The following is a 26,823-nucleotide window of genomic DNA, read 5'->3' on the forward strand; positions in this document are numbered from 1 at the left end:
GGAGTACTCGGACACGGAACTGGAAGCTCGCAGATGCGGTGTATTTAAACCCGGAACGCCCTGAAATTAGGGGCGCAACGGGCTAACAACTGTAGGAGCAAGGCGACAGGTACCTTGACACGTACCGAACGCCCCAAAAGGAACCAAAAGGTCACGCCCCCGAGCGTCCGGCCCCTCGCTTAGGCTCGGCGTTCCTTCGTTCCGGCATTCATCTGGGGGCATCGCCTCCGGTCGGCTTCGCTTCGACCTCCTCTCGATGTGTTCGACTGCGTCGAACGGCGCTGCGCGCCTTCCCCCCAGATGAACACCTCCACTCAGCCCCCCGAAGGGGCGGGTGGATCAAGATCACAAGCTGCCGGCGAGCTAACGCTCGGCCTGTTGAGTGGTGAGGGGCGGTGCGGTGTATGCCGCTCTGCTTTTGACTCTGTAGGAGCAAAGCTTGCTCGCGATGGCGGCCTGACAGCCGGCCTATCTTTCCTGGGTGTACACGCCAAACTCAACGCAAAAAAAAGCCACCTGTTTAGGCGGCTTTCTGTTTTTTTGTGATCAGTCGTAGATCACTTTTTTCTTCCAGTCCGCATCGGCCTCGACGTCTTTGAGGCCTACGGTCAGTTGGTTCACTTCGCCTTCTACCGGGGCGATGTTGTCCATGACTTGTGCGTTGGCGCGAGCCAGGAGTTTTTCCAGGTATTCCAGCTGTTCGGCGTAGACCTGGGGTTCCTGCTGTTTGCGCAGGTATTGCACGCCGCGTTCGAACGCCAGGCGGGCCTGGCCGGGCTGGTTCTGTTGCAGGGCGTGTTGGCCGAGGTTGTTGAAGAATTCGATGTGCAGCAGGACCAGGATGTGGCGAACTTCGCGGATCCAGCGTTTGGCTTCGTTGGTTGGCAGGAAGCCGTCCTGTGCGGCGCGGGTGATTTGGCCGTGCAGGGCTTCGAGCAGGAAACGTACGTCCTTGGCTTTGGCTTCGGTCTGGATCGGTGCCGGCGGGTTGTTGACCGGGATCGATTCGCCTTGGCCGACCAAGGCGCTCAGTTCGCCAATCCGTGCCTTGAGATTGGAGCTGGTTTTTTCCAGATTGAGCAGGCGTTGGCAGACGTTCAATTCCAGACGGGTCAACAGCAGCTTGAGGCCCGGAGTCATCAATTGGCCGGGAAAGGTCTCGGTGATTTCGCCGCAACGACGCAGACGATCGTTGAGTTCAACCTTGGCGCGGGCCTTTTCCAGCTTATTGTTTTCCACCACATGGTTCATGTAGCCAATGGCGATCAATAGTGCGATCCCGGCTACGACTAGCAGGGTGATCATGAGTGGTGTCACCGGTAAGACCTCTTTATGGGGTTCGCGTGCGAGTGTAGTGGCTTGGCATTGGGACGCATAGCGCCGCTCAGCGAGTTGAATCGGCTACTGCACTGCCTGTATCGGCCGCGTTCCTGCTTATATAAGTAATAGCGTGGTGCACATTGCCATCATCTTTGGCGTGGGTGGACTATAACGTCTTGGCGGGTGTCAGAATATAGGCGTCAAACCCCGGGCGACGGAAAGGCCGGATTAGTGTCTCAAAGCAGGGCGAAGTCATTGATTTAAATAAATTTATATCTGGGGGTTGACGCCCCCTCAATCCATCCATAGAATGCGCGCCACTTACAGCGTAAAGCACACAGCGAAACGCGGTAGGGAGTGAATGTTGTACGTGTGTCCCCTTCGTCTAGTGGCCTAGGACACCGCCCTTTCACGGCGGTAACAGGGGTTCGAGTCCCCTAGGGGACGCCAATGCGGGAATAGCTCAGTTGGTAGAGCACGACCTTGCCAAGGTCGGGGTCGCGAGTTCGAGTCTCGTTTCCCGCTCCAATTTTAAACGGTGTTGCTTTCGGGCAGCGCTGAGTGAAACCAGAACCAGCATCTTCGGATGCGGATTTGGGCACTGAAATACACACCATGTGTTTCAGTTAGCGTGTCCCCTTCGTCTAGTGGCCTAGGACACCGCCCTTTCACGGCGGTAACAGGGGTTCGAGTCCCCTAGGGGACGCCATTTGCGGGAATAGCTCAGTTGGTAGAGCACGACCTTGCCAAGGTCGGGGTCGCGAGTTCGAGTCTCGTTTCCCGCTCCATATTTAACAAAAACGCCGCTCAATGAGCGGCGTTTTTGTGTGCGCGTATAAAACAGCATCAACAAAACAGCATCAACCGCTGAGGCTTTGCACCAGGCTTTCGAGCGCTTCAGTGGTTTTTTCATCGTGCACCATTTGCGCAGCTGCAGTCGCTCTGAGTTGGCGTGCCAAGCGGTATTCGCTGGGCGTGCAGTTTGCGAACTGCTTGAAGGCACGAGCGAAGTAGGAAGGATCCTTGAAGCCGGCCTCATAGCCGATGCTGGTAATAGGCATCTGGCTGTTGTCGAGTAGTTCTTTGGCGAAGTCCATGCGCTTGTTCAAGATGTAATCCGTGAAGCCAAGTCCATTGGCTTCCTTGAACAGGCGGCTGAAGCGAAATGTCGTCATGCCGCAGCGCTGCGCCAAATCCCTCTGATCAATGCTGTCCCGAAAGTGCTGCTCGATGTACAGCATGATATTGCTCAGTGCCTGATGTTTTTGGTGCCCGGAGGTCAGCCGGATGCTGTCCGGCAGGGTCGGGGAGTGGTCGATAAGCAGTGTCTTGCGGTGGTCGGTAACATTCCGGCGCAGCTCGCAGAGCTGAACTACAGCCGTCAGGTAGCGACTCCTCTCGGTGACCGAGACGGGGAGCACTATGTATTCCCAGACGCTGGAACGCATGGCCCAGACGGCCAGTTCTTCTGAGTGCTGCACGGTGAACATGGTGATTGGGATGGCCGGTGCGCTGCGTTTGATCTCCAGCAACAGCCTCAAGCCTGGTGTATCGGGGCGATCGAAATGGATGCAGATCATGTCTGCGTGTTCCCCGATGGGCAGCACGGAGTTTTTCGCCAGTTTGCAGTCGCAGGTACCCTCGAACTGCGCGATGAGTTCTTTCGTGGATCGATCATGAGTCAGATCGATCCATAGGAGCGTTGGCCTTCTGGTCAAGTTGGACGTCATGTCTCTACTCTTGGATTCTTAGTGACTCTTTACGCTAAGCAGTATCGTCAATGTGCCATCACTTTGCAGATTTAATCTCGATAGGAAAGGCGAGTTTTAGTTCTATTCGCTATATGTGTTGCCTGGAAAGCAGCCGCGGGCGACTGTTTGCTCGTGTGTTTTCGATGACCCCGGGTTGAACCGCTTATCGCTTGTGAATCAATGACAATCGCATTTGCCCTGCCATGCCTTGTTTACCCCTCCCGTTACTTCTGCAAAGGCCAATAACCCCTATTTGGCAACTCCGCAATAAAGTCCTAGCGATGTGCAAAATCCTCCTAACGCCTATGCCTTCACCCTTACTAAGGTTGCATCAGGCAGCGCAAAACGTACTGCCTCAGAAAAAACAACTTTCGAGTGAGGTGGGCAAAATGAACATGCAAACAATCAAGGCTTCGGTAGTGAAGTTCGCCAAAGACGAAGATGGTCTGACCATTGTGGAATACGCGGTGGCCGGTGGTTTGATTACGGTGGCTGTCGCCGCAATGTTCGTGAAACTTGGAGGCGCGGTGAATACCCAAATCACAGGACTGTGCGCTGCGGTCAAAGGTGCTGCTTGCTGATAACGGTAATTTCCATTGGCTGACATGGCGATGCCCATGAAGTAGACAGTTGCTTCTATTTTGCTGATGAGGCTTCCGGACTACTTTCTTAATGGGCTTCGCGTTTTCTCTACCAACGTATGCTCTGAGCGGTTTGACCGCTGGAGTGGGAGAACAAAATGACTCTGCAAACAATCAAGGCTTCGGTACTGAAGTTCGTCAAAGATGAAAACGGCCTGACCATCGTGGAGTACGCGGTGGCGGGTGGGCTGATTACGGTCGCTGTTGCCGCAATGTTCTTGAAACTTGGAGGCGAGGTGAATACCCATATCACATCGCTGTGCAAGGCCGCCAATAGCAACGTTGCGTGCTAACGACCAATCCCAGTAGGGAGACACGCCATGTCCACGGAACTGATGGTATCGACTGTTTTACTGATAGGACTTTTGGGCGTGGCGGTGGTGAGTGATCTGCGTCGCCACCGTATTCCCAACATGCTGGTCCTGTTGGGACTTGCCCTGGGATTGGTCGGTCAAATGTATTCAGGTGGTGTCAGCGGGTTGGGTGACAGCCTGCTGGGCATCCTGATCTGTTTTGGGCTGTTTCTGCCGATGTATGCCTTGGGTGGCATGGCTGCCGGTGACGTCAAGTTGATGGCCATGGTCGGCAGTTTTCTACCCATCCATTTCGCGTTGTGGGCTGCCTTTTTCAGCCTGATCGCCGGTGGCGTGTGCGGTCTTTTGATCGTACTGGTTCGAGGCCAATTGCTTCAGACCCTGGAGCGCTATTGGTTGATTCTAAGAGCGCACGCCTATTTTGCGCCGACTTCAGATGAAGTAGCTGGTAAGCCTTTTCCTTATTCGATTGCAATATTGATCGGCACTTTGAACAGCGTCTACTGGCAACTGGTTGCCGGTGGATTGGGAGGTTAGTCATGCACGCCATCGTCGATAGTGATGCCTACCCCTGCGATCGGGGCGCGGTGCAACGACTGGCTCCTCAGCCATGCACAATCCGCGAGACGGGTCTGACCGACAGTTTTCTCGGTGAGTTGGTGTGCAAGCATTTGTTTGATGCCGGCGTGATGGACATGTCGCGTCTGGTGGAGCGCCTGGCGCTGACCGGCGCGGTACTTGAAGAGATCCTGGCGTTTCTGCGCAAGGATGGTCGTGTCGAAGTGCTTGGCCAGGTGAGTCAAACGGGCGGGCAGATGTTGCGTTATAGCTTGACCGAGCGCGGTCGCAGTGCCGCCCGCGATGCCCTGTCGCGCAGCGGCTATATCGGTGCGGCACCTTTCCCGGTGAGTACCTACCGTTCCCTGCTCAAACTACAGACCATTCACCATGGTCGCATCAACGCCAACGATATGCGCAATGCCCTCGCGGGCGTAGTGCTCACGGAGGGGATGCTCGATCAGTTGGGTGTGGCGATGAACTCCGGGCGCGCGATCATGATTTATGGCCCTGCGGGTACCGGCAAGACCTATGTCAGCAGTCGGCTGATTCGTCTGTTTGCCGAGGCCATCTGGGTGCCTCATGCCATCGTCATCAACGAGTCGGTGATCGAGATCTATGACCCGCAGGTGCATCAGCGTCTGAATGACAACAGTCAAACGAACAATCTGATGCTCAACGAAGGGATCGACCGTCGACTGCTGTGCTGCAAACGCCCGATCGTCATTACCGGCGGTGAATTGACCATGGAGCAGCTGGACGTTCGTTATGACCCCTCCACCCGTCAATACCAGGCTGCCTTGCAGCTCAAGGCCAGCAATGGCCTGTTCATCATCGACGACATGGGGCGCCAGCGCATGGCACCCGCCGAGCTGTTGAATCGCTGGATCGTCCCGATGGAAGAGAAACGCGATTTCATCAACCTGGGCGGCGGTCGGCATTGCGAACTGCCGTTCGATCTGATTCTGGTGTTTTCCACCAACCTCAATCCTCTGGAGCTGGCCGATGAGGCCTTCCTTCGCCGGATTGGCTACAAGCTGCAGTTCGGTTACCTGAAGCCCGAGGAGTACGAAAAGATCTGGCGTCAGGAAAGCGAGCGCCTGGGCATGCCTTATGACCAGCTGCTGGTGCGTTATGTGCTGCAAAGGCTTTATGCAAGTGAAGGCATGCCCCTGGTGCCTTGCCATCCCCGCGATCTCCTGAACATGGCGCTCGATCGTCAGCGTTATATGGGCGGTTCCGGACCACTGTCACCGCAAGATTTGGAATGGGCCTGGCACAACTACTTCGTCCAGCTCAATTTTCTTTGATACGGAGATACTGACATGAGCTCTCGTACTCTTTCCCTGATAGGCGTCTCCCTGGTCATGGGCCTTGGGGCTGCATGGATGGCCGACTCCTGGCTGAGCGCACGTCTCAACGCCAGCCCGGATGACCACCTTCGAAGCGTGGTGGTCGCCACGGTAGAGATTCCATTCGGGCAGATGGTCGAGGCCCAGCAGGTCACGACCGTACGCATGCCCATGGACACGATCCCGGACGATGCCTTCGATTCCAGCGAAAAAGCAGTCGGCAAGATCGCTACGTTCGACATTTTACGGGGCGACATTGTGCGCGGTGCGCGTCTGAGTGAGCACCTGGGTGGCAGCACCCTGGCCTCTTTGATTGCCCCCGACAAACGCGCCATATCGGTACGTGTGGACGATGTGGTCGGTGTCGGCGGATTCCTGTTGCCGGGTAACCGGGTCGATGTACTGGCGACCAAAACCACGAATGCCGGCAGTAACAGCGCCACGTCCAGGACCATCCTCGAGAACTTGCGGGTGTTGGCGGTGGATCAGACGGCGGGTACCGACAAGACCCAACCAGTGGTGGTGCGCGCAGTGACGCTGGAGATGTCGGCCTCTGAAGCGGAAGCACTGGTCACGGCGCAGACGGAAGGCAAGTTGCAACTGGCGCTGCGTAACCCACTGAACCTCGAGAAGAAAACCGCAGCCGTTGCGCCTGTTGTGCCGGCCATGGCTGTGGCCGCCGTTGCGGCACCAAAACGCGTGGTACAGCGCAGCAGTGGCGAGGGTGGCGGGGTTATTACCGTTATCCGCGGGACCGAAGCCAGTGTGGTCAAACGTTGACAGGGCGGTAGGGGTGCCCGGGCACCAAAGTATTGGCGGAGCCGATCCGGATCAGTATCGGCAAATGAGGGCTTGATGATGAATCTTCGTATTCAACGGCCGTTCACTGCGACGCCAAGGCGCCAGGAAGGATCGGTGAGTGTATTGATGGTGATCGCGTTGGCGGTGATTGGCATGGTGGCGGCGCTGGCTTTGGACGGCGGGCATATGATGCTGAACAAAACGCGCCTGCAGAATGCGGTGGACGCCGCCGCCCTGAGTGGCGCCAAAACCCTGAGTCAGGTGGAAGGTGGTACCAACATTGACGCCGTGACGAAGGCTGCCGCGCTCAATACGCTGATGCAAAATGCCAATGCCACGGGCAACAACGAATTGGCCACGGCTATTGGCGGCAACCCAGGCACATTTGCGGTGGTAGAACTGGCGAAAACCGTCTATGGACCTTTCTCCTTTCCTGGGCCTTCGGATGCCAAGTACGTTCGGGTATCGGTACCGAACTATAGCCTGACGGGATTTTTCTGGAACTTCGCTCAGGTATTCGGCACTGGCGGCCTGGGGGCCAAAGCGGTGGCGGCGATCGCCACCGCTGGACCCAGCCCTACCAGTCCTTGTGATCTCGCGCCTTTGATGGTCTGTGGCGACCCGACTCAATACAACCCGGGCGCCGGCATGTTCTGGGGCTTTCAGTTTGGTGATTTGCAAGTATTGAAGACGGCGGCCGGCAATTCGTCGCCCATTGGTCCAGGCAACTTTCAGTTGCTCGATTTTGGCTCGGGTGGCAGTAGCGTCAGGGAGGAATTGGCCGGAGGCGGCAAGGTTTGCCGCAATGAGGGGGACAATGTCCAGACCTCACCCGGCAACATGGTCGGCCCTGCGTCTCAAGGCCTGAATACGCGATTCGGCATCTATAACGGCCCGGTCAGCGCCTCGGACTATCCGCCGGACCTTGTGACCACGTCCAGTAATCCGGCAATCATTTACGACGACTCAGTCAGCCCGCCACAAGTGAAGTACAAGGGGCAAGCCGTCACCTCGAGCAACGGCAATCTCACCGCGGGCAGCAACGCGATATTTGACTACAACGACTGGCGTGCGAGTACTGCCGCGTGTGTGGCAGGGGCCAGTGGCTGTCAGAGCAATGGGGTGTTCGAGCGCCGGATGATGAAAATCGTGGTGGGCAACTGCACCGGGAAGCAGGGCGGTTCAACCTCGATCCCCGTCCTCGGTTTTGGCTGCTATTTCGTGGTGCAGCCAATGGATGGCGGTGGTGGGGACGCGCAGATCTTCGGACAGTTCGTGAAGGAGTGCGAAGGCGACAATGTGGCCGGCCCCTCGCCGTCAACCGATTCCGGGCCGCAGATCATTCAGCTCTACAAAACCTATCTCGGCAGCGGCACTGGCATTCCGAGCACTGACTCGTAGGGGGCGTCATGAGACTTCATGGATTTAAAAGTCGGCAGCGCCAGCAAGGCCTGGCCCTGGTGGAATTCACCCTCGTCCTGCCGGTGTTGCTGTTGCTGTTGCTGGCCTTCGGTGAGTTCGGCCGCATGCTCTATCAGTACAACGTGCTGCTGCAGGCCAGCCGCGATGCCGACCGTTTCGTCGCTAGCCAGGCCTGGGACTCGACGCTTGGTCAGGTCGCTCTGAGCAATACGCTACTGACCCAGACGAAAAACGTTGCGGTGTATGGCGTGCCTGCCAACACCGGGACCGCTGTGTTGTCAGGGCTGACGACTGGCAACGTGGTCGTCGCCGCAGTGGGTATCGACCATGTGCGGGTCACCATCACTTACACGTTCTGCCCGGTGATTGGTGGTGGCAATTGTGTCGGCTCGATTCGGGGGTTCTTTGGTAATCAAATTGCGCTGAGCATTCCGCTGGTCGCCACTACCGTGATGAGGGCACTGTGATGAACAGAAAACGCATGCGCGGCACCTATACGGTGGAGTTCGCCTTCATTGGTCTGCTGGTGTTCACGCTGTTGTTCGGCGTGTTGGAAATGGGCCGCCTGTACTTCACGGTCAATGCACTGGATGAAGCCGTACGGCGTGGTACGCGCCTGGCTTCGGTGTGCAATATCAACGATCCGGTGGTTCTGCGGCGGGCGATATTCAATGCCGCGACCGACGCAGGTACGAGCCATCTGATCGGCAATCTGGCTACCACTAACCTGACGTTGACCTATCTGGACGTCAATGGTGCTCTGGTGGCCAACCCCGCTGACCTGGTCAGCGCCAGCGGTTTTCGTGCCATCCGCTATGTCCGGTTGAGTCTGCAAAACTTCGTATTCAATCTGTTTATTCCCGGGCTCCGCGTGCCCATTACCTTGCCCGCATTCAGGGCAACGTTGCCACGCGAAAGCCTCGGGCGTCATTCCGATTCCGGGGAGATCACACCATGCTGAATACCAAGGAAACTCCAGTCTCCAGCTCGACTGGCAAAACCGGGCTCCGGTTGCTGATCAGCAGCCGTGATGCCACCTCTTTGCGCGATCTGCAGGGTGTCTGCCAACGCATGCCCAGCCTGGAGGTGAGTACTCGCCTGGTGAGCAATGGGCATGTCGACCCGCTCTACGGTCTGGACCGGATGCCCGATCTGTTGCTGTTGCGCGTTAGCCACCTGTGGCGTGAAGAACTGTCGGCACTGTTGCAGCGCCCGGCCCATGAGCGTCCGCCGATGTTGGTATGCGGACTGCTGAGCGAACAGGAAGCCATGCGCCTGGCGATGCAGGCCGGTGCCCGGGACGTGCTGCCAGAGCCCATCGCCGAGACCGAACTGGTCGCCGCCTTGAATCGTCTGGTCACGGAAGTTCGGACCGGCAGTGGGGCAGAAGGAAAATTGATCGCCGTGATGAGCGCCAAGGGCGGCTCTGGCGGAACCCTGCTGGCCTGCAACCTGGCTCAGCAACTCAGCATCAAGGGTGGCAGCACCCTGTTGCTGGATATGGACCTGCAATTTGGCAGCGTGACGCATTATCTGGATGTGGCGCAGACGCACAGCCATCTGGAGGTGTTGCACCAGATCGACGGCATGGACAGCGTCGCGTTACGCGGTTTTTGCAGTCACTTCAGCCCGACCCTGCATGTGCTGGGCGGTCGGGCCGGTGAGCTGTGTTTGCCGCAGGATACCCAACCCGAGCAACTTGACACCCTGTTGCAGTTGGCCCGCGCCAGCTATGGCTGGGTGGTGATCGACCTGCCGCGGCAAATCGATCACCTCACCGGCTCTGTGCTGGAGCAGGTGGATCGGGTGTACGTGGTGGTGCAACAGAGTGTCAGCCATCTGCGCGATGCCAGCTCCCTGGTGCGGATTCTTCGCGAAGACCTGGGCGTGCGTGGGGATCAATTGCAGATAGTGGTCAACCGCTATGACAAGGCGGCAGCGGTCAGCCTCAAAGATATCGGCGAGGCGCTGCGTTGCACCAATCTGTCGAAGTTACCCAACGACTTCAATCTGGTCAGCCAGAGTCAGAACACTGGCGTGCCGTTGGGGCTGCATGCGCCGAGGGCAGCGATCACTGCTGCACTGCGCAACATGACCGAGGACCTGGTCGGTCAACAGCTGGCCGGCAACAAAGGCTTGCTCAAACGTGCCTTCAACCGTTTTTTCGGGGGATGACCCATGATCAGCGACTTTCGTAACCGCTTGCGCAAACAGTCCGGTAAACCCGCCGCTGCCCAACCGGGCGACGACCTGTTGGATCCGGCAGAGGAAATAATGGCGTGGGAGCGTACAGCGCCGGACGTTCTTTACGAAACCAGAAGCCAGGTCACCCCGGTGGAGGCCGAGTGGCGGGAAAAGATCTACCAGCAGTTGCTCAAGGTCATGGACCTGTCCTTGCTGGACTCCCTTGAGCAGGCCGAGGCTGCTCGGCAGATTCGCGATATTTGCCAGCGCCTGCTCGATGAGCATACGGCACCGGTGAGTACCGTCAGCCGCCAGTTAATCATCAAGCAGATCACCGACGAGGTGCTCGGCCTGGGTCCTCTGGAACCGTTGCTGGCCGATCACACTGTGTCCGACATTTTGGTCAACCGGCATGACTCAGTGTATGTCGAGCGCTTCGGCAAGCTGCAACGCACCGATGTGCGCTTTCGCGATGATCAGCATTTGCTGAACATCATTGACCGCATCGTCTCCAGCCTGGGTCGGCGTATCGACGAGTCTTCGCCGTTGGTGGATGCGCGGCTCAAGGACGGTTCGCGGGTCAACGCGATTATTCCGCCGCTGGCCATCGACGGTCCGAGCATGTCGATCCGGCGTTTTTCCGTGGACCTGCTCAATACCGACAGCCTGATCCAGGTGGGGGCGTTGACCCCGGCCATTGCCCTGCTGCTCAAGGCAATTGTCCGTGGGCGCTTGAACGTGCTGATTTCCGGCGGTACCGGCAGCGGCAAGACCACCATGCTCAATGTGCTGTCCAGTTTCATCCCGCACAACGAGCGGATCGTTACCATCGAAGACTCAGCCGAACTGCAGTTGCAACAGCCCCACGTGGTACGCCTGGAAACCCGGCCTTCGAATATCGAGGGGCGTGGCGAGGTGAGCCAGCGGGAGTTGGTGCGCAACAGCTTGCGGATGCGTCCGGACCGCATTGTTATCGGCGAAGTGCGCGGCGCCGAGGCGCTGGACATGCTGACAGCGATGAACACCGGTCACGACGGCTCGTTGACCACGATCCACGCCAACACCGCACGCGATGCCCTGGGGCGGATCGAGAACATGGTGTCGATGACCGGGGCGACCTTCCCGATCAAGGCCATGCGCCAACAGATCGCTTCGGCCATCGGAGTGGTAATCCAGCTGGAACGCCAGGAGGACGGCAAGCGTCGCCTGGTCAGTGTGCAGGAGATCAACGGCATGGAGGGCGAGATCATCACCATGACCGAAATCTTCTCCTTCGTGCGCCACGGCGTGGGCGAAAACGGCGAAGTACTGGGTGATTTTCGGCCCAGCGGCATGATCCCCGCCTTCCGCGATGTGCTGGCCAAGCGCGGTATCGAGTTGCCGCTTACGATGTTCAGGCCTGAGTGGATGGAGGCACGGCAGTCATGAGCCATATTCCTGGTGAATTCATTCTGATGTTCCTCGGCATGGTGTTTATCGCTGTGTTCCTCCTGTCCCAGGGGGTGGTGGTGCCGGTGTTCGGCGAGGCCGGCAAGATGCGCAAGCGCATCCGCGGCCGTTTGCATGTTCTGGAGAAAGCCAACAATCAGCCCAACATGCAGACGGTGTTGCGGCAGAAATACCTGACGCGCTTATCACCACTGGAGGCCATGCTCGAGCAGTTGCCCTTAATGGCGAGCCTGACCCAGGTGATCGAGCAGTCCGGTCATGAATATCGTGCTTATCGGGTGCTGTTGCTCGGGCTGTTCCTGGGCGCCTGTGCAGGCATCTCGATCTGGATGATCTCGTCAGTCTGGTGGATGGCGCTGCTGGCGGGCTTCGGAGTGTTCTGGGTACCACTGCTGAAAATTTCTCGTGACCGTGGCAAACGCTTCGCTGCGTTTGAGGAAGGCCTGCCGGATGCACTGGATGCCATGTGCCGTGCCCTGCGTGCTGGACACCCGTTCAACGAAACCCTGCGCCTGGTCGCCGAGGAGCATAAGGGGCCGGTCGCTCAGGAGTTCGGTCTGACCTTCGCCGATATCAACTATGGCAACGATGTACGTCGGGCCATGCTCGGTCTGCTTGAGAGGATGCCGAGCATGACGGTGATGATGCTGGTGACCTCGATCCTCATCCATCGCGAGACAGGCGGTAATCTGACCGAGGTGCTGGAGCGTCTGAGTCGGCTGATTCGCGGGCGCTTCCGCTTTCAGCGCAAGATCAAAACCCTGTCGGCGGAAGGGCGGATGTCGGCCTGGGTGCTGGTGGCGATTCCCTTCTTGCTGGCGATCGCTATCGTAGTCACCAGCCCCAGTTACCTGCCTGTGCTGATCAATGATCCCATAGGCCATAAGCTGATCATCGGGGCGTTCTGCGCCATGTTGCTCGGGATTTTCTGGATACGCAAAATCATCCGGATTCAGGTTTAAGCGGTATTCGCTACCGGGAGGTACAGGTCATGGACTTTTTACTCGGGTTGTTCAGTCGGGTCACGGGGAACGAGGAGCTGGCGCGTCTGTTGTTCATCGGCTTGATCGGTTTGAGTACGGTGCTTGTGGTCGTCGCCGTAATTTTGCTGATGATGGGGCTTCAGGATCCGGTGCAGCGTCGTCTGGCGCTGATCAAGCGTGGTCATTTAGGCAACACCGCAGGGCAGGAGACTCCGGGTAATCTGCAACTGTTGCTGGAGCGGGTCGGCCAGCGCTTTGGCTCGGCCGAATCGGCTCAGACGTCCGCCACCCAGACCCTGTTGATACATGCGGGGTACCGTTCCTCGTCGGCGGTGCAGATGTACTGGGCAGTGCGCTTGATGTTGCCGCTGTTATTGATCGGTATTGCGTTGCTGCTGTTGCCGATGATTCCCAGGATTTCCCTGATCATGGGGCTGCTGTTGGTGGTCCTGGTGGCCGGTATCGGATGGTTGGTGCCAGGGCTCTATGTCGCCAAGCGTAAGCAGTTGCGACAAGGTCGGTTGCGTGCCGCGTTTCCGGATGCGCTGGATCTGATGGTGGTGTGCGTGGAGTCGGGCCTGGCCCTGCCCGCGACCATCGAACGGGTGGCTGAGGAGATGTCGGTCAGTCAGGTCGAACTGGCTGAAGAACTGGCCCTGGTCAATGCGCAAATACGCGCGGGCATTACCAGTACCGAGGCGCTCAAACAACTGGCCCTGCGCACTGGTCTGGATGATGTACAAGGGCTGGTCAGCCTTTTGGCGCAAAGTATCCGCTTTGGTACAAGCGTGGCCGATACCCTGCGCATCTATTCCGACGAATTCCGTGACCGGCGTACGCAGGCCGCCGAAGAGATGGGGGCGAAAATCGGCACCAAACTGATATTTCCACTGATCTTCTGTCTGTGGCCGAGCTTCTTTCTGGTCGCTATCGGCCCTGCCATGATCGGGGTGTTCAGAGCATTCGGGTGAGGTAAACGGCCGGAGGCTGTCGAGCGCGATGGCCTTGCCACCCGAGCCTGATCTGCACTTTCCTGTCATGGATCTACACATTTCCCGCAGGTTCGGGCCGCGTTCGGACGATCTTTTGATTTTTCTGGCAGGCAATTCGTTGCCTGGTCCTCTGAATCAAATGATCGTCCGAACGCGGCCCGAACCTGCGACAGCTTCGGGGTAATCCGGCCAGGGTTGAATAATGTGTAGAGACCACTGCTTTCCTGCACACGACATTAAGCCCGGCTTTGCAGCCAGGCTACTCTGGACTACGCCAGAGGCTGATCACCCATCGACATGCCTCAGTTGCCGGTGCTCATTTCTCCCGCTGCATCCTGGTCATAAAATTCCGGAATCGGGTAGTTGAAGCTATTCAGCCAGCGCTGCATGGCCAAGTCACGTTCAGTGGCCGAAGCGGTTTGCAGGTGAGGGGAGGCAACCACACCGCGAATCTGCAGTTGCAACCACTGCTCGGTGCCTTGTTGATACGGCGAAGAGGGGCCCGGCTCAATGGCCCAGGCAGTGGTGGACAGGCACGCCATGCACACGATCAAAAGTCTTTTGGTCTTCATCTCGACTCCTCGTACGTTCTACTTGTTCGCACTGGAAGAGGCATCGGCTACCTCAGTCCGGCGATTCCCCTCGGAAGCCACCACCTTGTTGGCGGAGGCCTTGAGTTTTTCCGCGCGGGCCTGAGCCTCCGCAACTTGCTTGGGGCTCAAGTCGGCGCGGGTCACGAGTTCGGAAGCCGCCTTCCAGTTATCCTGGTAGATCAGCAACGTCACCATGTTGAGTGCCGCCAGTGTGTTTGCCTGCTTGAGTTCCATGGCGGTCATGAACTCAAAACGCGCTTCCGGGATCCGTCGCTGATTGAGGTAGACGACCCCCAGGTCATTGCGCATCTTGTCGTCGGTGGGGGCCATCTTCACCGCACGCTCAAGGTGAAGGGTCGCGGCGGCGTTATCATTTTTGGCTGCGGCCAACTGGCCCAGACCATGTTCCCCATCAGCCGCCAGGCAGGTGCGAAGCAAGCTTTCGTACAACGGCGCCGCCTCGCTACGCCCCATCAAGCGCAACACCCGGGCCTTGCGCAGGCGAACCTGGACCAGACTGTCAGGCAAACCTTCAAGATTCGCCAGACTGGCATACAAACGACCATCGTTGGCCATGTTGTCGGCCAGGTTCAGGGCCAGCTCTTGCTCCGAAGCGGGCTTGGCGCATTCAGGTGGCCGCGAAGACACGCCGTTGGACGCACAGCCTGCGAGCATCAATGTCGCTGTTATTGCAATGACTGCTTTCATCGAATGTCCTCTGGCTACAACGCGTTGAACGCCTGGCCAGTGGCAATAAATCTGGCCCGACAAGCGTTCAAGGTCACCGTTACGAGTGAGGGCGAGACACGTCTGGTTCAGGTCATGGCTCATTGCGAGAGCCCGCTGAGACTGTCGAAGTCGCCACGTTCGAGGAAGAACATGCGGTAGAAGTTCGGGTCGTAATTACGCAGTTGCTCGCCTGGCAACGACGGCAGTTTTGCGTTGACAGCCAGTGGCTGGACCAGGTGAGGGGTGACGATCATCAACAGTTCACGCTCTTCACGGTTGATGGCGTTGTCGCGAAAGAACGCCCCCAGAATCGGGATATCACCCAACCCCGGAAACTTGTTTATCTGGGAACTGTTGCGGGTGCTGATCAGGCCGCTGATGACGAAGCTTTCGCCGTCGGCCAGGGAGATGCTGGTGTCGGTACGGCGTATGGTCAGCGCCGGAACGATGGTGCCGGCGATGCTCACAGCGTTGCTGAAGTCCAGTTCACTGACTTCCGGTGCCACCTTCAGCGCGATACGGTTTTTCCCGACGATGGTAGGTGTCAGGGTCAGGCGGATACCGAATTCCTTGTACTCGATGGACACGTTATCGCTGCCTGAACTGGGCACCGGAATCGGCACTTCACCACCCGCCAGGAAGCTCGCACTCTGCCCACTGAGCGCTACCAGGCTTGGTCGTGCCAGGGTGTAGGCGAAACCGCTGCCTTCCAGCGCGTTGATCGACACCAGAGTATCGCTGGACAAAAAGGAGAGGTTGAACATGTCGTTGTTCACCGGCAACGACGGCCTGACAATGCCGTCGATGGTGGGCAAGGTTCTCGGCGAGCCGAACAGGAAGTTGCCTTGGCGACCAAAAATCGAGGCATTGGCTTCCTTGAGTTTGGTCCGGCTGACTTCAACGAAGCGGATGTCGGTTTGCACCTGGATCGGCAACAGCGGGTCTTCGGAAGGTATTGTCGAGACGCTGGTCAGCGCCGCGGTGGCCTTACCCTTGACGAACACCATGCTTTGGCGCGGCGTTTTCGAACAGGCGGTCCAGACCATCAGGCTGGTGGTCCCCGGTGCAACGCCCGTGAGTATGAAGGCGTTGTTGCCACTGTTGGCACTGGATTGCACGTCGGCAATTTTCGGGTCACCCACCGCCAGTTGTGTTACCGGAACGGGGCTGCGCAGTTCACTTTGCAGCCCCTGGCCGACCTCATACGTTGTCGGCCAATTGTCCAGTTGCGAACAATTGCTCGGCGCGGCCTGAGCCGCATTCACGCTGAGGCCTGTCCAGAACAGGCCATGGATGATTCGCTTGAAAGCGGGCACGGGACGAAGGCTCATTTAATACATCCTCACTGGATAGGCCATCTTTAGGCTGACTGATTTGTCACGGATCACTTCACGGGGACCGGACTATCCCCCCCAATGCGTCAGACCACTTGTCCATGGCCTTGGTGTTATTCCTTACGTGCTACACACGAGCGGGCGCAATTCGCTGATCTGCCTGGACAGCGAGCGACCTTTGCTAAAACGGTTTTTAGTGATCCGGTTACCTGGACTGCCCGCCAGAGCGAAACTTGCGGCTATGGACGGTACTGTCCGCCGACCTGGCTCCCCCGGAAAGTAATCGGCAATGAAGGTACAGAGCCGGAAAACGCCTGACAGGATCATAGAGAGGTAACTCCTTTTGCCTATTCACCATCTGATCACTGAAGCTAACGTGAAAACTCGAGCCGTTATGACTTCTTATTGCTTGACGTTAGTTCAATCAAACCAAAGTGCCATGATTTTTATAAAAAACCACGGGTGCAAAGGCTGGAGAAAGGCGGGCGGGCGAGCGGTGCGGGCAAGGTTGTAGCGCAGTGCGGTTGCCTGATATTGACGGGTTATGCTGAGTGTCCAGTCCGTAGAACCGTACGTACGGTGGTGTGAGAGGACGGCGGCTGTGAAGCCGCCTCCTGCTCGATTCACGCGTATTTACATCGACAAAATCAACCGACCGGCAAACAGGATCAGGATCACCCCCATGCTCCGCTCGAACCAGTGCCCCAGGCGCATGAACAGCAACCGCACCCTGCTGCTTGAAAAGAACAGCGCAACGATGACAAACCACAGTGCGTTCACGAAACACATCCAGAGACCGTATAGCGCCTGAATCTTGAGTGGTGTCGTGGTGCTGATGATCGTGGTGAAGATTGCCAGGAAAAACAGTGTCGCCTTGGGGTTGGTGGCATTGGTCAGAAACCCGGTGGTAAACGCTTTTAGCAGTGTTTGCTCGACCATCGGTTCGTCTGCATTTTTTTCACCCTCCGGCATAGATTTGGGTTGGCTGCGCAGCAGGCTTACGCCGAGGTACAGAATGTAGGCGCCGCCCACGACCTTGGCCACCGTCAACAGCCAAGGCGTGGTATGCATCAATGCGCCGACGCCGAACAGGGTGTAAAGCACATGCACGGAAATGCCCGCACCGATGCCCAGCGCCGTGCAAATCCCGACCAGTCGACCGAAGCGCACGCTCTGGCGGATGGTCACTGCGAAGTCCGGTCCGGGTGCGACCACGGCCAGAAAGTGGATAGTTGCCAGCGCCAGAAACTCGCCCAGGTAGTTCGAAAGCATCTCAACTCCAGAAAGTAAGGGGTGAAGCATTGCCGCGATAGCCGACAAAGAACGAAAGGCTCAAACGCGGATCAACCACGCCCGGTGTCACCGAGTGCATGCAGCGCGAATTGAACATGATGAAATCACCCGGCTCGGGAAGAATCTCCAGGGTCGGTGTCCCGAGCAGAGCCGGATCGACTCCGTAACTGTCGCCACGCATTTCGTCGAACTGGTCCGGGGAAATGTCGTGGTCCCACATCTGCAGTGCGCCACCCTCGGTGGGCATGTTCAGGTAAACATTGCAGGCGAACTGCGCTTCCAGGCTTCTGGCCTGGTAACTGTCCGGGGCGTCCTTGGCGAAAATGTCGTGGTGGGCCAGAAAACAGATCCCGGGTTTCACCACCCGGGACAGCCCGACATACATCTTGCGACCGTAGAGATTCTCCAGGTGCGCACCCGCCGGCCAGGACTCGTCGAGCATGCAGCGCAGGGTGTCGACGGGGGATGAATAGGGCGCACACCGGTTGCGCAATTCCGCAATATTGCGGGTGGCGCGTTCGAAATAATCTTCGATCAGCAGCGGCTGGTTTTCTGCTTCATAAAACGCCATGCCGATGCGACCGATGCTCGGCGCATTGATATAGCCTTCGAAGCCGGGGGCGAGGATCTTGTCGCCAATCTGAATCGCCAGCGGCTTGGGCAACAAGCCTTTGACGCGGATGGCGAGGACTTCTTCGTTGGCCAGTTTTTTTATGCACGTCTCATCGAGACGCTCGACGTCAAGCATCATGTCTTAGGTCCATCTATCAGATAGTCAACAGAACCCGCGAGCGCAGGTTCCCCCGGCGTCAGGCGATGACAGGAACGGCATCGCCCAAATGCTCAATCCACGCTGTAGTGGACTGACAGCGTTCCCTTCTTCAGTGAAAGGGAAGCGATCGTGACCGTGCCCAAATCCTTCAGGCTGCGTACATGGGTGCCACCGCAGCCGTAGGCGGGCAGGTCACCGAAACCGATTTCCCGGGCGCCTTCACGCATCGACGTCAGGCGCGGCAGATCATGGGCGATCCACTGCTCGATGCCGTGCTGAATCATCTCGGCATCAACCTCTTTTGCCGACTCTGCCGGTTTGAATTGCACGCGTCCTTCGCCCGGCCAGTGATGAGCCTTGATCGGCATCCAACCTAGCGCTTGGACAAAGTGGCCGATCAGGTGGCCGGCGGAATGCATGCGTGAATTGAACTGGCGGCGTTGTTCGTCGACCCGAATCTGAGTCATGCCCGGTTTTACCGGATGCTCGACGAAATGAATGATCCGCTCTGGATCCTGAACCACCCGCAGTACTTGGCTTTCGCCGATCCAGCCGGTGTCAAAGGGCTGTCCACCGCCTTGGGGATGAAACAACGTGGCGCGCAGCACCACGGCAAATTCGTTCTCGTGGGGCGTGCAATCCAGGACTTCCACATTGGCTTTGAGGTCATCACTATGGAAAAAGAGGCGAAGCGTCATATTCCATGCCCTTATTAACAATTCTATTTTTTATTATATGAAGCGTGGAATTGCGTGATAATCCGTTCAAACATCAAAGGACTGTTGCGCTGTGAGCATAAATCTTCCACTACCGCTGCTCGGTGAAATGGCGATTTTCGTCAAGGTTGTCGAGACCGGCAGCTTCTCCGAGGCTGCTCGCCAGTTGGGTTCTTCACCCTCGGCGGTCAGTCGCAGCATTTCGCGCCTGGAGAAGGCGCTCGCCACCCGTTTGCTGCAGCGAACCACGCGCAAACTGCGTTTGAGCGACGGTGGCGAAGAGGTGTTCAAGCGTTGCCAGGAGATGGTCAGCGCAGCCAAGTCGGTGATGGAAATCAGCGGTCAGTTCACCCATGAAGCGGAAGGACTGGTGCGCGTCAGTGTGCCGAAGGCGGTGGGGCGATTCGTGATTCATCCGCATATGCCGGAATTTCTGCGGCGTTATCCCAAAGTGGATGTGGAGCTGTTACTTGAGGACCGCCAGGTGGATTTGATCGACGACAACGTTGATCTGGCGATTCGTATTACAGAACGGCCACCTGCAGGACTGGTCGGGCGGCAATTGCTCACCATCGATCATTTGCTTTGTGCAACGCCGCAATACCTGGCCGAACACGGCACACCGACCCATCCCCACGACTTGCTCAACCACAGCTGCATCTATCTGGGCGAAACGCCTAGCGATGCACGCTGGAAATTCAAGAAAGGCAGCAAGGCCGTAACCGTTGGCGTGCGCGGACGGTATGCGGCCAATCACACCGGCGTGCGTTTGGGCGCGGTGTTGCAGCACATCGGGATTGGCAGCCTGCCGTACTTCACCGCACGTTATGCGCTGGAGCAGGGGCTGATCGTGCAGGTGCTGCCGGACTGGACTTTCCTGGCGTCTTACCACGGCGGTGCCTGGCTGCTGCATTCGCCGACCCGTTATCTGCCACCGAAGTTACGGGTGCTGATTGACTATCTGGTGGAGTGCCTGGAAAGGGAGCCGACCCTGAGCAAGCCGGGCAAGCCCAGTGCTTTGGGAAAAGTCGCTGCGCAGTATGAGTTGCCCGAGAGTGATGGGTTGCTTTGAAGGACGCCTTCGCGGGCAAGCCTCGCTCCTACAGGCGTAGCGCTAACCCTGTAGGAGCGAGGCTTGCCCGCGAAGGCGTCCACCCAGACACCGCAGCACTCGGCAATGCCACAAAAAAGGCCCGCATGTTCAACCATGCGGGCCTTTTGCATTTCTGACCGGGGATCAGTGCTTACTGTCGTCTTTCGACATCGCCAGCAGCTGTTTTTCCTGGTTCCAGTCGAACGGTTCGTCGTTTTGTTCAGCTTCGAAACGACGTTCTTCCAGCGCCTGATACAAGTCGATTTCATCGTCGGGCATGTAATGCAGGCAGTCACCGGCGAAGTACCACAGCAGGTCGCGCGGGACCAGGTGGGCGATTTGCGGGTAGCGGGTGATCACCTGGCACAGAATGTCCTGGCCCAGGTATTGGCTTTCGATCGGGTCGACCGGCAGCAACGCACGCAGTTCGTCGAAGCGCTCCAGGAACAAGGCATGGCTTTCTTCGGGAACCTGTTCGGCCTCACCTACGGCGACCAGGATGCTGCGCAGGTGGTCGAGCAAGACAAGATGATCGGCAACGACATTGGACACGAGATAAGTCCTCAAGAGCAAAACGGGCGCGGGAGTATAAAGCGCCCGCGCCCTTTTTTACATGGTAGAGGACGCAGGATGGATCAGCGGACCTTTCCTTTGCCCAGCGCCAGCTCCTTTTTGTCGAAATCATCGACATCAATCACCTTGCGCCGCGCCGCTTCGGCGTTACGCAGGTTCTGCGCTTCCACGGGCTGCAACACGCCAGCCTCAAGCGCTGCATCGATGACGTGTTCCCCGGCGACCGGTTTGACCTGGCCGCTTTTGAGCGCGATGTGAAGCTTTTTGCGCAACGGTTGCGCGGCACTCAGCAGGTTACACGCATGTTGCAGGGCGCCAACCGGGTCATCAGTGGATTGCGGCCGGTAGCAACCGCCGAGCAACTCCTCCAGGGTCGGATCACCCTTGGCACGGCCGATCACCGCAGCCACTTCGGCGCCGAGTTTGTCCGATGGCCCTTTGTGACGACGACCGAACGGGAACACGATCACCCGCAACAGGCAACCCAACACCTTGTTCGGGAAGTTGGTCAGCAGTTCATCCAGCGCTCGTTCCGACTGACCCAGGCTTTCTTCCATGGCCCAGGTAAACAGCGGTGCCATGTGCTCCGGTGAATCGAGGTCGTGGTAACGCTTGAGTGCGGCGGAGGCGAGGTACAGGTTGCTGAGCACATCCCCAAGACGTGCCGACAGACGTTCGCGCCGTTTCAATTCGCCGCCCAGCAGCATCATGCTCAGGTCGGCGAGCATGGCGAACGCAGCAGCCTGGCGATTGAGGGCGCGGAAGTAGCCCTGGCTGAGCTTGTCGCCTGGCGCGTGTTCGAAGTGACCGAAACCAAGGTTCAGCACCAGCGTGCTGGCGGCGTTACTCACGGCGAAACCGATGTGCTTGAGCAGCAGGCCATCAAATTCGGTGAGGGCCTGATCCTTGTCTTCACGACCGGCTAGGGCCATTTCCTTAAGTACGAAGGGATGGCAGCGAATCGCACCCTGACCGAAGATCATCAGGTTGCGCGAGAGAATGTTCGCACCTTCTACCGTGATGAAAATCGGCGCGCCGTTCCATTTGCGACCGAGGTAGTTGTTCGGCCCCATGATGATTGCTTTGCCGCCATGCACATCCATCGCGTGGCTGATGCATTCGCGGCCGCGTTCGGTGAGGTGGTATTTGAGAATCGCCGACAGCACCGACGGTTTCTCGCCGAGATCCACAGCGTTGGCGGTCAGCATCCGCGCGGCATCCATCATCCAGGCGTTGCCGCCGATGCGCGCCATGGCTTCCTGAATGCCTTCGAAAGTCGCAATCGGCACATTGAACTGCTCGCGAATCTGGGCGTACTGGCCTGTCACCAGGCTGGTGAACTTGGCCATACCGGTGCCCACTGCTGGCAGGGAAATGGAACGCCCGACCGACAGGCAATTCATCAGCATCATCCAGCCCTTGCCGAGCATTTCCTGGCCGCCGATGAGGAACTCCAGCGGCACGAACACATCCTTGCCGGAGTTCGGACCATTCATGAACGCCGCACCCAGGGGCAGGTGGCGACGACCGATTTCCACACCGGCGATATCGGTCGGGATCAATGCCAGACTGATGCCCAGGTCTTCCTCCTCACCCAGCAGGTGATCCGGGTCGTAGGCCTTGAACGCGAGGCCGAGCAGGGTGGCGACAGGGCCAAGTGTGATGTAACGCTTTTCCCAGTTCAGGCGCAGGCCCAAGGTTTCCTTGCCTTCCCATTCACCTTTGCAGATGACCCCGGTGTCGGGCATGCCTCCAGCGTCGGAACCGGCCAGTGGCCCGGTTAATGCGAAGCACGGGATGTCGTCACCGCGCGCCAGTCGTGGCAGGTAATGGTTGCGTTGTTCGTCAGTGCCGTAATGCAGCAACAGTTCGGCCGGGCCGAGGGAGTTGGGGACCATCACGGTGGACGCGAGATCGCCGCTGTGGCTCGCCAGTTTCATCGCCACTTGAGAGTGGGCATAGGCCGAGAAACCCTTGCCGCCAAACTCTTTGGGAATGATCAGGGCGAAGAAGCCTTGTTCCTTGATGTAAGTCCAGGCTTCGGCCGGCAAGTCCATGGTTTGACCGAGCTGCCAGTCGCTGACCATGGTGCAGAGTACTTCGGTCGGGCCGTCGATGAAGGCCTGTTCTTCTTCGCTCAACTGCACTTTTGGATAGGACAGCAATTTGTTCCAGTCCGGGCGACCGCTGAACAGTTCGCCGTCCCACCACACGGTGCCGGCTTCAATGGCATCGCGTTCGGTTTCCGACATCGGAGGCAGGGTTTTCTGGAACCAGCTGAACAGCGGCGCGCTGAAAAATTTGCGGCGCAGGTCGGGCAACAACAATGGCGCAGCCACAGCCGCGATCAACACCCAGTAAATCAGCAACAGCCAACCTGGCGCGCGGCTGAAAACACCCATCGCCACCAGGTAGACGGCAACGATACCCAAGGCCGGCAGTGGAGCGATGCGTCGGTGGGCTAAATAAGCAATCCCGACAACCAGAACCAGTATCCACAACAGCAGCATATTTAATCCTCCGTGAAACCAGGGCAAAACCAACTTTCAGAGCTTAGACGGCATCCGCAAAACAGGGTGGTCAGAGCGATGTGATTGAATTCGTGGGAAACCATGGATGAGTTTTGTAGGCCCGATGGGCAGCAGGCCGCGGAAATCGTTCGTTGGGCGGGCGGCAAAGCGTCCATGTTTGGCCGAAACGTCGTTATCTCTGTGCTGAACGTGTCGCTAGACTCGTGGCTTCCCCAGGAGATTGTTCTCATGCACGAGTATCTGAGTCCCGGCCGCTTCATCGATAGTGACCACCCGTCGGTGGTGGAGTTCGCCGAAAAACATCGCGGCAGCCGTCGCGATCCTCTAGAACAGGCGATCAATCTCTATTACGCCGTGCGCGAAGCCGTGCGTTACAACCCTTACACCTTCAGTCGCGACCCGGAAACCTTGCGCGGCAGTTATGCGTTGGCAGCGGGGGAGAGTTATTGCGTACCCAAAGCCACGCTGCTGGCAGGTGCAGCTCGGCATTGCGGGATTCCCGCGCGGATCGGTCTGGCGGACGTGCGCAATCATTTGTCGACGCCGCGCCTGCTTGAACTACTCAAGAGCGACGTGTTCGCCATGCACGGTTATACGGAGCTTTACCTGAACGACAGCTGGGTCAAAGCCACACCAGCGTTCAACCAAGGCTTGTGCGAACTGTTCAATGTCGCACCACTGGAATTCGACGGCATCAACGACAGCGTTTTCCATCCGTTCAATCGCGACGGCGAGCCATTGATGGAATACCTGATCGACCACGGCCAGTTCACCGACGTGCCTGAAACGTTCTTTTTCGATCACCTCGAGAAGTGCTATCCGCATCTGTTCAGCGACGCACTGCCTGCACTGCTGGGTGACATGCAGAGCGATTTGAGTCGCGCCTGATCCGGCGTATGCTGCCTGCGCATTCATCCATAAAGAGGCGGTCATGCTGAAGATCTGGGGTCGGAAAAACTCGTCGAATGTCAGAAAACCTTTGTGGGCCGCCGAGGAGCTGGGCCTGGCTTATGAAGCCATCGACGCCGGCGGCGCCTTTGGTGTAGTCGATACGCCGGAGTACCGCGCGATGAATCCCAATGGCCGCGTGCCGGTGATTGAAGACGAGGGTTTCGTGCTGTGGGAATCCAACACCATCGTGCGTTACCTGATGGCTCGCCACGCCAACGGCACAGCCTGGTATCCAGAGGATCTGCAGGCCCGGGCCTCTGCCGACAAGTGGATGGACTGGACCACTTCAAGTTTTGCCGGGCCGTTCCGCACGGTGTTCTGGGGCGTATTGCGCACGCCGGAAGACAAGCAGGACTGGCCCGCAATCAACGCCGCGATCAAGGAGTGCGATAGCCTGCTGTCCATGGCCGATCAGGCGCTGGCGACCCAACCGTACCTGTCCGGCGATGAGATCGGCATGGGCGACATTCCTCTGGGCAGTTTCATTTATGCCTGGTTCGAGATGCCGATCGAGCGCGCGCCGCAGCCTCATCTGCAAGCCTGGTATGCACGCCTGAAACAGCGTCCGGCGTATCAGAAAGCGGTTATGACCGCGTTGACTTAATACTCACTATCGACACACTTGACTGTACTTGTGTGGCGGCGACAAGCACCATTGCGCTCGTGCGCCGCGGTTGTATCAGTCGCCGCCCAGCCTTATTTATCCCTTTCTTCCCTTCTTGGTGCGTAAATCCGATATGAGTTCCGCTCTGTCCATCCGGCAGCTAACCAAAACCTACGGCAACGGTTTCCAGGCCTTGAGTGGTATCGATCTGGACGTCGCCGAAGGTGACTTTTTCGCTTTGCTCGGCCCTAACGGCGCCGGCAAATCCACAACCATCGGCATTCTCTCGACCCTGGTGAACAAGACCAGCGGGACGGTGAATATCTTCGGTCACGACCTGGACAAGAATCCTGCGCAGCTCAAGCGCTCCATCGGCGTGGTGCCTCAGGAATTCAACTTCAACCAGTTCGAAAAAACCTTCGATATCGTCGTGACCCAGGCCGGTTATTACGGCATCCCGCCGAAAATCGCCAAGGAACGCGCCGAGCAGTACCTGACCCAACTGGGCCTGTGGGACAAGCGCGATACGCCGTCGCGTTCACTGTCCGGCGGCATGAAGCGTCGACTGATGATCGCCCGTGCGCTGGTCCACGAACCGCGCCTGCTGATCCTCGACGAACCGACGGCGGGTGTGGACATCGAACTGCGTCGCTCGATGTGGACGTTCCTCACCGAGCTGAACAAGAAAGGCATCACCATCATCCTCACCACCCACTACCTGGAAGAGGCTGAGCAGTTGTGCCGCAACATCGGCATCATCGACCACGGCACCATCGTCGAGAACACCAGCATGAAACAGTTGCTCGGCCAACTGCATGTGGAAACGTTCCTGCTCGACCTCAAAAACACTTTGCAAACCGCGCCGCAGTTGCTCGGTTACCCGACCAAGCTGCTCGACAGCCACACCCTTGAAGTTCAGGTCGACAAGGCCATGGGCATCACCGCGCTGTTCACCCAATTGGCGCAGCAGAACATCGAAGTGTTGAGCCTGCGTAACAAAACCAATCGCCTCGAGGAGTTGTTCGTGTCCCTGGTGGAGAAAAATCTGTCGAAGGTGGCGGTATGAGTTCCGAGCTGCAACCCAACCTCGTTGCCCTCAACACCATCGTTTACCGAGAGGTCAAACGCTTTACCCGGATCTGGCCGCAGACGCTGCTGCCGCCGGCCATCACCATGGTTCTGTACTTCGTGATCTTCGGCAATCTGATCGGCCGGCAGATTGGTGACATGGGTGGCTTCACCTACATGGAGTACATCGTGCCGGGGCTGATCATGATGTCGGTGATCACCAACTCCTACGGCAACGTGGTCTCGAGTTTCTTCGGCAGCAAGTTCCAGCGCTCCATCGAAGAGTTGATGGTGTCGCCCGTGTCGCCGCATACGATTCTGATCGGCTACACCCTGGGTGGCGTGCTGCGTGGCTTGATGGTCGGGCTCATCGTGACCCTGCTGTCGCTGTTCTTCACCGAGTTGCAGGTGCATCACCTGGGCGTGACCATTCTGGTGGTGGTGCTGACGGCGACGATCTTCTCGCTGCTGGGCTTCATCAACGCCGTGTTTGCGCGCAACTTCGATGACATCTCGATCATCCCGACGTTTGTGCTGACACCGCTGACCTACCTGGGCGGGGTGTTCTACTCGATCTCCTTGCTGCCGCCATTCTGGCAGACGGTGTCCCTGGCCAACCCGGTGCTGCACATGGTCAACGCGTTCCGTTACGGCATTCTTGGCGTTTCGGACATCAGGATCAGCGTGGCGATCACCTTCATGCTGGTGGCGACGGTGGTGTTGTACATCGGTTGTGCACGGCTGCTGGTCAGTGGTCGTGGGATGCGTACATAAGAGATACCGAGTCGCCTGCATCGCG

The 26,823-nt window shown here is 58.0% G+C and carries 27 protein-coding genes and 4 tRNA genes; 21 read left to right on the forward strand and 10 right to left on the reverse strand.

The annotated features are described in order from the left end of the window. Window positions 1-546: 546 nt before the first annotated feature. A complete protein-coding gene (locus tag CKW16_RS26375; protein ID WP_176471606.1) occupies window positions 547-1,305 on the reverse strand; it encodes a hypothetical protein in 759 nt (252 codons plus the stop codon). A 389-nt stretch (window positions 1,306-1,694) separates the two neighbouring features. Between CKW16_RS26375 and CKW16_RS26380 the strand changes: the two genes are divergently transcribed. The 4 genes from CKW16_RS26380 to CKW16_RS26395 all read left to right on the forward strand — a co-directional run bounded on the left by CKW16_RS26380 (window position 1,695) and on the right by CKW16_RS26395 (window position 2,108). Further along, window positions 1,695-1,770: transfer RNA gene (locus CKW16_RS26380), tRNA-Glu, on the forward strand. Window positions 1,771-1,772: 2 nt separating this feature from the next. Then, window positions 1,773-1,848, forward strand: a tRNA-Gly gene (locus CKW16_RS26385). A 105-nt stretch (window positions 1,849-1,953) separates the two neighbouring features. Then, a tRNA-Glu gene (locus CKW16_RS26390) sits at window positions 1,954-2,029 on the forward strand. A gap of 3 nt (window positions 2,030-2,032) precedes the next feature. Then, a tRNA-Gly gene (locus CKW16_RS26395) sits at window positions 2,033-2,108 on the forward strand. 72 nt (window positions 2,109-2,180) lie between these two features. Here CKW16_RS26395 and CKW16_RS26400 read toward each other — a convergent pair. Then, window positions 2,181-3,050 carry a helix-turn-helix transcriptional regulator gene (locus tag CKW16_RS26400; protein ID WP_095131968.1) on the reverse strand — a complete coding sequence of 290 codons (870 nt, stop codon included), beginning with the start codon at window positions 3,048-3,050 and terminating at the stop codon, window positions 2,181-2,183. A 410-nt stretch (window positions 3,051-3,460) separates the two neighbouring features. Between CKW16_RS26400 and CKW16_RS26405 the strand changes: the two genes are divergently transcribed. The 12 genes from CKW16_RS26405 to CKW16_RS26460 all read left to right on the forward strand — a co-directional run bounded on the left by CKW16_RS26405 (window position 3,461) and on the right by CKW16_RS26460 (window position 13,746). Beyond that, a complete protein-coding gene (locus CKW16_RS26405) occupies window positions 3,461-3,652 on the forward strand; it encodes a Flp family type IVb pilin (protein WP_095131970.1) in 192 nt (63 codons plus the stop codon). A 158-nt stretch (window positions 3,653-3,810) separates the two neighbouring features. Continuing rightward, complete coding sequence (locus CKW16_RS26410) at window positions 3,811-4,005, forward strand: Flp family type IVb pilin (protein WP_095131972.1); 195 nt, start codon at window positions 3,811-3,813, stop codon at window positions 4,003-4,005. Window positions 4,006-4,032: 27 nt separating this feature from the next. Next, window positions 4,033-4,563: a prepilin peptidase gene (locus tag CKW16_RS26415; protein WP_095131974.1), complete on the forward strand. Its 531-nt coding sequence runs from the start codon at window positions 4,033-4,035 to the stop codon at window positions 4,561-4,563. Window positions 4,564-4,565: 2 nt separating this feature from the next. Next, window positions 4,566-5,894 (forward strand): AAA family ATPase, encoded by a 1,329-nt coding sequence (locus CKW16_RS26420; RefSeq protein WP_095131976.1) that lies wholly within the window; start codon window positions 4,566-4,568, stop codon window positions 5,892-5,894. Window positions 5,895-5,909: 15 nt separating this feature from the next. Continuing rightward, on the forward strand, window positions 5,910-6,716 hold the full coding sequence (gene cpaB / locus CKW16_RS26425) for a Flp pilus assembly protein CpaB (protein ID WP_095131978.1): 807 nt from the start codon (window positions 5,910-5,912) through the stop codon (window positions 6,714-6,716). Window positions 6,717-6,791: 75 nt separating this feature from the next. Continuing rightward, complete coding sequence (locus CKW16_RS26430; protein ID WP_095131980.1) at window positions 6,792-8,138, forward strand: TadE/TadG family type IV pilus assembly protein; 1,347 nt, start codon at window positions 6,792-6,794, stop codon at window positions 8,136-8,138. A gap of 8 nt (window positions 8,139-8,146) precedes the next feature. Continuing rightward, window positions 8,147-8,626, forward strand: coding sequence for a TadE/TadG family type IV pilus assembly protein (locus CKW16_RS26435; RefSeq protein ID WP_095131982.1), 480 nt, complete (start codon window positions 8,147-8,149; stop codon window positions 8,624-8,626). After that, the gene (locus CKW16_RS26440; protein WP_095131984.1) at window positions 8,626-9,120 is read left to right on the forward strand and encodes a TadE/TadG family type IV pilus assembly protein; all 495 of its coding nucleotides are present in this window, start codon (window positions 8,626-8,628) and stop codon (window positions 9,118-9,120) included. Before CKW16_RS26435 ends, CKW16_RS26440 begins: the two co-directional genes overlap by 1 nt. Continuing rightward, on the forward strand, window positions 9,114-10,334 hold the full coding sequence (locus CKW16_RS26445; RefSeq protein ID WP_095131986.1) for an AAA family ATPase: 1,221 nt from the start codon (window positions 9,114-9,116) through the stop codon (window positions 10,332-10,334). Before CKW16_RS26440 ends, CKW16_RS26445 begins: the two co-directional genes overlap by 7 nt. A gap of 3 nt (window positions 10,335-10,337) precedes the next feature. After that, window positions 10,338-11,771: a CpaF family protein gene (locus tag CKW16_RS26450; RefSeq protein WP_095131988.1), complete on the forward strand. Its 1,434-nt coding sequence runs from the start codon at window positions 10,338-10,340 to the stop codon at window positions 11,769-11,771. Next, entirely contained in the window at window positions 11,768-12,754 is a 987-nt protein-coding gene (locus CKW16_RS26455; RefSeq protein ID WP_095131990.1) for a type II secretion system F family protein, read from the forward strand. The genes CKW16_RS26450 and CKW16_RS26455 overlap by 4 nt, the downstream gene beginning before the upstream one ends. Window positions 12,755-12,783: 29 nt before the next feature. Then, window positions 12,784-13,746 (forward strand): type II secretion system F family protein, encoded by a 963-nt coding sequence (locus CKW16_RS26460; protein ID WP_095131992.1) that lies wholly within the window; start codon window positions 12,784-12,786, stop codon window positions 13,744-13,746. Between the two features lie 323 nt (window positions 13,747-14,069). On the opposite strand, the gene CKW16_RS26465 is transcribed toward CKW16_RS26460, so the two are convergent. The 6 genes from CKW16_RS26465 to CKW16_RS26495 form a co-directional block, all read right to left on the reverse strand. Beyond that, the gene (locus tag CKW16_RS26465; protein WP_095131994.1) at window positions 14,070-14,339 is read right to left on the reverse strand and encodes a DUF3613 domain-containing protein; all 270 of its coding nucleotides are present in this window, start codon (window positions 14,337-14,339) and stop codon (window positions 14,070-14,072) included. 18 nt (window positions 14,340-14,357) lie between these two features. After that, complete coding sequence (locus CKW16_RS26470) at window positions 14,358-15,068, reverse strand: hypothetical protein (RefSeq protein ID WP_095131996.1); 711 nt, start codon at window positions 15,066-15,068, stop codon at window positions 14,358-14,360. A gap of 119 nt (window positions 15,069-15,187) precedes the next feature. Then, window positions 15,188-16,420: a type II and III secretion system protein family protein gene (locus CKW16_RS26475; protein WP_095131998.1), complete on the reverse strand. Its 1,233-nt coding sequence runs from the start codon at window positions 16,418-16,420 to the stop codon at window positions 15,188-15,190. A gap of 636 nt (window positions 16,421-17,056) precedes the next feature. Continuing rightward, a complete protein-coding gene (locus CKW16_RS26485; protein WP_046049049.1) occupies window positions 17,057-17,695 on the reverse strand; it encodes a LysE family translocator in 639 nt (212 codons plus the stop codon). 1 nt (window position 17,696) lies between these two features. Beyond that, window positions 17,697-18,467: a 2OG-Fe(II) oxygenase gene (locus tag CKW16_RS26490; protein ID WP_095132002.1), complete on the reverse strand. Its 771-nt coding sequence runs from the start codon at window positions 18,465-18,467 to the stop codon at window positions 17,697-17,699. A 92-nt stretch (window positions 18,468-18,559) separates the two neighbouring features. Continuing rightward, window positions 18,560-19,186, reverse strand: coding sequence for a hypothetical protein (locus tag CKW16_RS26495; protein WP_095132004.1), 627 nt, complete (start codon window positions 19,184-19,186; stop codon window positions 18,560-18,562). A gap of 91 nt (window positions 19,187-19,277) precedes the next feature. Between CKW16_RS26495 and CKW16_RS26500 the strand changes: the two genes are divergently transcribed. Continuing rightward, window positions 19,278-20,276: a LysR family transcriptional regulator gene (locus tag CKW16_RS26500; protein ID WP_095132006.1), complete on the forward strand. Its 999-nt coding sequence runs from the start codon at window positions 19,278-19,280 to the stop codon at window positions 20,274-20,276. 165 nt (window positions 20,277-20,441) lie between these two features. On the opposite strand, the gene CKW16_RS26505 is transcribed toward CKW16_RS26500, so the two are convergent. Both CKW16_RS26505 and CKW16_RS26510 read right to left on the reverse strand, forming a co-directional pair. Continuing rightward, complete coding sequence (locus CKW16_RS26505; RefSeq protein ID WP_008152400.1) at window positions 20,442-20,849, reverse strand: PA2817 family protein; 408 nt, start codon at window positions 20,847-20,849, stop codon at window positions 20,442-20,444. Window positions 20,850-20,932: 83 nt separating this feature from the next. Further along, a complete protein-coding gene (locus CKW16_RS26510) occupies window positions 20,933-23,380 on the reverse strand; it encodes an acyl-CoA dehydrogenase (protein WP_095132008.1) in 2,448 nt (815 codons plus the stop codon). Between the two features lie 249 nt (window positions 23,381-23,629). Here CKW16_RS26510 and CKW16_RS26515 point away from each other — a divergent pair, with 249 nt between their 5' ends. The 4 genes from CKW16_RS26515 (at window position 23,630) to CKW16_RS26530 (ending at window position 26,798) form a co-directional block, all read left to right on the forward strand. Beyond that, on the forward strand, window positions 23,630-24,289 hold the full coding sequence (locus CKW16_RS26515; protein WP_095132010.1) for a transglutaminase family protein: 660 nt from the start codon (window positions 23,630-23,632) through the stop codon (window positions 24,287-24,289). 43 nt (window positions 24,290-24,332) lie between these two features. Continuing rightward, on the forward strand, window positions 24,333-24,956 hold the full coding sequence (locus CKW16_RS26520; protein ID WP_095132012.1) for a glutathione S-transferase family protein: 624 nt from the start codon (window positions 24,333-24,335) through the stop codon (window positions 24,954-24,956). 133 nt (window positions 24,957-25,089) lie between these two features. Then, a complete protein-coding gene (locus CKW16_RS26525; protein ID WP_033056918.1) occupies window positions 25,090-26,022 on the forward strand; it encodes an ABC transporter ATP-binding protein in 933 nt (310 codons plus the stop codon). Next, window positions 26,019-26,798: an ABC transporter permease gene (locus CKW16_RS26530; RefSeq protein WP_010461900.1), complete on the forward strand. Its 780-nt coding sequence runs from the start codon at window positions 26,019-26,021 to the stop codon at window positions 26,796-26,798. The genes CKW16_RS26525 and CKW16_RS26530 overlap by 4 nt, the downstream gene beginning before the upstream one ends. The last annotated feature ends 25 nt before the right edge of the window (window positions 26,799-26,823 follow it).

This window comes from Pseudomonas sp. Irchel s3h14, assembly GCF_900187425.1.
Lineage (GTDB): Bacteria > Pseudomonadota > Gammaproteobacteria > Pseudomonadales > Pseudomonadaceae > Aquipseudomonas.